The organism is Xenorhabdus griffiniae (assembly GCF_015163655.1).
GTDB lineage: Bacteria > Pseudomonadota > Gammaproteobacteria > Enterobacterales > Enterobacteriaceae > Xenorhabdus > Xenorhabdus griffiniae.
Genome location: NZ_JADEUF010000167.1, coordinates 1 through 5,289, shown reverse-complemented (window position 1 = coordinate 5,289; position 5,289 = coordinate 1). Strand labels below are relative to the sequence as shown.

General features: G+C 41.2%; 3 protein-coding genes. 2 read left to right on the top strand and 1 reads right to left on the bottom strand.

All coding sequences use genetic code 11. The features are described 5' to 3' along the window. Nucleotides 1–133: 133 nt before the first annotated feature. Nucleotides 134–592: a methylglyoxal synthase gene (gene mgsA, locus IQ211_RS17770; RefSeq protein ID WP_189759254.1), complete on the top strand. Its 459-nt coding sequence runs from the start codon at nucleotides 134–136 to the stop codon at nucleotides 590–592. 24 nt (nucleotides 593–616) lie between these two features. On the opposite strand, the gene helD is transcribed toward mgsA, so the two are convergent. Then, entirely contained in the window at nucleotides 617–2,671 is a 2,055-nt protein-coding gene (gene helD, locus IQ211_RS17765) for a DNA helicase IV (protein WP_189759255.1), read from the bottom strand. 66 nt (nucleotides 2,672–2,737) lie between these two features. Between helD and yccS the strand changes: the two genes are divergently transcribed. Further along, nucleotides 2,738–4,903 (top strand): YccS family putative transporter, encoded by a 2,166-nt coding sequence (gene yccS / locus IQ211_RS17760; RefSeq protein ID WP_189759256.1) that lies wholly within the window; start codon nucleotides 2,738–2,740, stop codon nucleotides 4,901–4,903. Nucleotides 4,904–5,289 lie beyond the last annotated feature (386 nt).

Below are 5,289 nucleotides of genomic sequence, written 5' to 3'. Positions count from 1 at the left end.
ATAGCCTTTTGTTCCTTTATTGCTCTTTGTTTCGCAACTTAAGGTTATAAAGGCAGGGCTATGTCATTTCAATTCACTATGTCATCTCATCTAGAAAGTCGAGCATCGCGTTAATTTATATAAAGGTATCTCTATGGAATCAACTGTTCGCACCTTACCTGAATCGAAAAAGATTGCGCTTGTCGCACACGATCATTGTAAAAATTCCTTGCTGGCCTGGGTTAATAACCACCATGCTTTGTTAGAAAAACATACTTTATATGCCACAGGAACGACGGGGCATTTAATTCAGCAGAAAACAGGATTGCCTGTAACGAGTATGTTAAGTGGGCCAATGGGAGGTGATCAACAAATCGGTGCGCTGATTTCAGTAGGCAAAATCGATGTTTTAATCTTCTTTTGGGATCCTTTGAACGCGGTTCCTCATGATCCTGATGTTAAAGCTCTGCTGCGCGTGGCAACGGTTTGGAATATTCCTGTCGCAACCAACTGTTCAACCGCCGATTTTCTTATTAACTCAGCACTTTTCTCTCAATATGTTGATATTAGCGTGCCAGATTATCAGTGCTATCTCAATGAAAGATTGCGGTGATTTCAACAGTCATCAGGGAGAAATTTAGGGCTTACGCTGAATCGGTACGCCCAAGTGTGCCAGTTGATGAATGAAAATAGATGGTTTTTTCGGTTCCTGCATTAACCAAACCTGCTTTTTTGCTCGCGTTAATGCAACGTATAACAGACGACGCTCTTCTGCATCAGGGAAATTTTCAGGTTGTGGTAATAAAACTTGCTCTATTACAGATTCTCGTGCTGGTACCGGAAAGCCGTCTTGGCCCTGTTGCAATCCCAGTATAATGACATAATCCGCTTGCTGCCCTTTAGCTGCATAAATTGTCATAAATTCAATCTTCAAATTTGGCCAACGAGTCGGTGCTTTTTTCAATAATTCAGGTTTGAGATAGTGATAACGTGCCAATAATAAGATAGTTTCCTGCCTGGTCACATAACCACTCATTTTATTAAGTAATGCCTCTAACTGCTCTTCCGGTAAAATAACAACCGATTTTTTACTGCCTTTCGTCAGGCTATTAAGAGGCTTTTTAAATTGATAAGGATTTTGTTGCACAAATTGGTTGGCAATTTCCCCAATACGGTCATTAAGACGATACGTCGTATCCAATGTACACTCAACGCCTTTACCAAAATAGGTTGAAAATGCTGTCGTTAACGGTAATTCAGCGCCACTAAAGCGATAAATTGCCTGCCAATCATCTCCCGCCACAAATAAATGACTTTGCTTATTTTGTGCCTTCAATGCCGTTAGTAATCTGAGCGCCAAGGGGGAAATATCTTGAAATTCATCCACCAGAATATGTTTCCACGGGCTGATAAATCGACCTTTCTGTAAAATATTCACCGCCTGATGGATCAAACCTGGAAAGTCGACGGCCTCCTCAGATTTCAATGCCGATTTCCAGGCTTTCAGTAAAGGTGCCATCAGCCGTAGACGTTTTTGAAATGCATCAATATAAGCAGTAGGTGCTTGTTCAAGCATCTCTTTTTGACTGCTACCCTGCATACGCATTAATTCCAGCCAACGTTCTAAACGGACCGATAAACGAATCGCCAATGACTTATCATGCCAATATTCACCTTCCGGCAATTGCCAGCCCAATTCTTCATTCAACCATTCTCGCCAACCTTTAGCTTGTGCTTTTTTTTCTCCACACTGTTTTTGCCATTCTTGAACGAGAAAATCACGGCGCTTTTGCAGATTAATTTCCAGCTCGCTAATTTTTGGCGACTGATTACTGCCTTGCTGAATAATATGCAATGCCAGAGCATGAAATGTTTTTGCTTTTATTTCCTGGGTTCCCAAACGAGCCTGAATACGTTCATTCATTTTATCAGCAGCCCAGTTATCGAAAGCCAACAGCAAAATTTGCTCAGGAAGTGCAGATTGACGTAACAATAACCACCCTGCGCGCGCAATTAAAACAGCGGTTTTTCCACTGCCCGCCCCTGCTAATACCAGAATATTTTGTTCACCATTAATCACCGCCTGACATTGAGCGCGATCAAGTGGTGACGTTTCTATTGTCTGGAAAAATTGTCCATATTCCACCAACATATGATCAACCCATTGTCGATTCAGCGTTTGAATTATTTTTTCACCAGACTCTAACCAATCCAGACAAATCTCATAATTTTTCCGACAATTTTCAAATTGCGTGACTCGTTGTAATGGCAAAGGTAAAGCCTGAAATGTTTCCTTGATTTGTTGCTGTATGGAAACTAAATCAGCGGCTTTTAGCCAACGATTCTGTTGTTTGATTTTAGCTATTTCATTTACTTGAACAGCCAAAACATCAGCACTGACATCGCTCATATCGAGACTCCATTTTTGCCATTCTTTTAATAGATAATGGTAAAAACGTTGTGTTTGCTGCCATTCAGTACCATGCAAGCGAACGACTTTTCCTTCTGGCAGTTCAAATTCCAATTCCCCCCAAACAATCCCTCGCTTACACTGAATACCAATTAATTGATTAAATGGAATAAGGTACTGGTGCTTGTCACCGCTAACTTCAATGCCAGCATTCAGTAGACGTACCCGATTATAAGGGTGCCGAGCAAGGCGTTGGCCAATTTGCGTTGATTTTAGTTCCATTGTCGTGGCACCGTATCTGAAAATTGTTGAACGATTTCATCACGTAAATGTTGTTAGGAGTATTTTGTGCTAACGGTCTTGTCCCGCTCCCGCCATTTTCTGTATAACAGTCACACTCTCTATTATATCCGTATATTTATTGCTCTGACAGGAACCACTCTCATTCCCTGGCTATGGGGAAAAGAACTCAAGATAACAATTCCACTGCTGTTAGGTGTCGTTGCAGCGGCATTAACCGACCTGGATGACCGCCTGGTTGGACGATTACGTAATCTCACTATTACCTTGATCTCTTTCTTTGTTGCTTCAACTGCTATTACACTGCTGTTTCCCTATCCATGGCTTTTCATGCCTGGTTTGGCAATATCCACTTGTGGCTTTATTTTGCTTGGTGCTCTGGGACAACGTTACGCCACCATCGCTTTTGGTGCTTTACTGATAGCCATTTATACCATGCTCGGTTCGTCAATCTTTCCTGTCTGGTATCAACAGCCTTTGTTACTGCTTACTGGCGCTATCTGGTATAACTTGCTGACGTTAACAGGCCATTTATTATTCCCTATTCGCCCTTTGCAAGAAAATTTAGCACGCTGTTACCAGCAACTTTCAGTGTATCTCTATGCTAAAACCAGCCTGTTTGATCCCGATTCTGAGGCTGAGGAATATAAACAATCGGTGTTTGATGTCGCCATGGCGAACAGTGCGTTAGTCGCAACGCTCAATCAGGCTAAAAGTTCTTTGCTTAGTCGTTTGAAAGGAGATCGGGGACAACGAGGTACTCGCCATACATTGCACTATTATTTTGTGGCCCAGGATATCCATGAACGCGCCAGTTCATCCCATGTTCAATATCAAAAACTAAGAGAAGTATTTCGCCACAGTGATGTTATGTTCCGCGTCCAGAGATTGCTTTCCATGCAAGCGCGGGCATGTGAACAGGTTGCACAATCTATTATCCTGCGTAAGCAATACCAACATAACCCACGGTTTGAAAGTGCTTTCAGCTACCTTGAAAGTTCGATTGAGCGTTTAAGAAATCAGCAAGGTACTGATACTAAGATTATGGCATTTGATAATTTGTTGAAAAATTTACGTGCCATTGATGCCCAATTAGCCGGGCTGGGTTCAGATCAATATCTGCTTTCCCAAACCAACGCCCCAAAAGATAAACAAGAAGAAACGCAGTTATCTGAAGAGGATTTAACTGGCTGGCGTGATATAGGGTTTAGGATCAGAAGCCACCTGACACCACAATCTGCACTATTCCGCCATGCTATTCGTATGTCCATTTTGTTGTGTACTGGCTATGCCATTATTCAGCTATTTGATTTACAGCGTGGGTATTGGATCTTGCTCACCAGTTTATTTGTCTGCCAACCGAACTATAGCGCCACTCGCCGCCGTCTGGCCTTACGTGTGATGGGTACACTGGCGGGAATTTTAATTGGCTTGCCCATTCTCTATTTTGTCCCTTCCATTGAAGGCCAATTAGTATTGATTGTTATTTCTGGTATGCTGTTCTTTGCCTTCCGTAATAGTCAATATGCACATGCAACGCTCTTTATCACGCTGCTGGTATTACTGAGTTTCAATTTATTGGGTGAAGGATTTGAAGTAGCGCTGCCAAGAATCATTGATACATTCGTAGGTTGTGGTATTGCTTTACTTGCCGTGAGTTTCATCTGGCCAGATTGGAAGTTCCGGCAATTACCTCAAGTGATTAGCCGCACAATGGGAGCGAATTGCCGCTATCTTAGTGCAATTTTAACCCAATACCACCAGGGCAAAAGTAATAGCCTGAATTATCGGATCGCCCGTCGTGATGCGCACAATTGTGATGCTGAACTGGCATCAGTGATCTCAAATATGGCCTCGGAACCCAAAAATTATCGTATCTCCCAAGAGGCCGCTTTTCGTCTACTATGCCTCAACCACACTATGCTAAGTTATATTTCTGCATTAGGCGCTCATCGAGATAAACTTAACGATCCAGCAATCTTAAATATTCTTAATGATGCAATCTGTTATGTTGAATCCACATTAGAGCAAGACCAGATGAATGATGCGATATTGCAAGCTGCGGTGAATAGTTTGTTAGAAAAAATTAATATGATACCTTCTGAAAGTAACAATAAAGTCCAGCTTATACTACAACAAATAAGATTACTCATTGAGCTATTACCGGAATTTGTTTATTTAAAAAAGCAAATTAGTGATCAAGAACCACACTAATCATTTGTCTCCAGGGGCAATACTGCCCCTGACTATATGAGAGCATGATTGTCTCCCAATAAATTATTAAATACCATTAAAAAAACACCATCAAATAAATAATATATACCAATCCAACTTCAAGTTGCAGCTTGCAGATCAATGTGATTGTTTATATTTCCCCGCGTAGCGGGGAGATATAAGACGCATCTTGAAAGGCGATTGGTATACACATTAAGCTTCAAGTTACAACACTCTATGAAACCTGATTTCTTCCCGCTTAGCGGGAAGAAATTACACGCATATTGAAGTTGGAGTGGTATATAAATAAACACCCATCAATTTTAAATAAAATCGATATTTACAAATATTAATATCATAATCATTCGTTTTTGATATTGATTATA

Coding starts and splice junctions, on each gene's coding strand:
- mgsA (WP_189759254.1), top strand. CDS start 134: ATGGAATCAACTGTTCGCACCTTACCTGAATCGAAAAAGATTGCGCTT.
- helD (WP_189759255.1), bottom strand. CDS start 2,671: ATGGAACTAAAATCAACGCAAATTGGCCAACGCCTTGCTCGGCACCCT.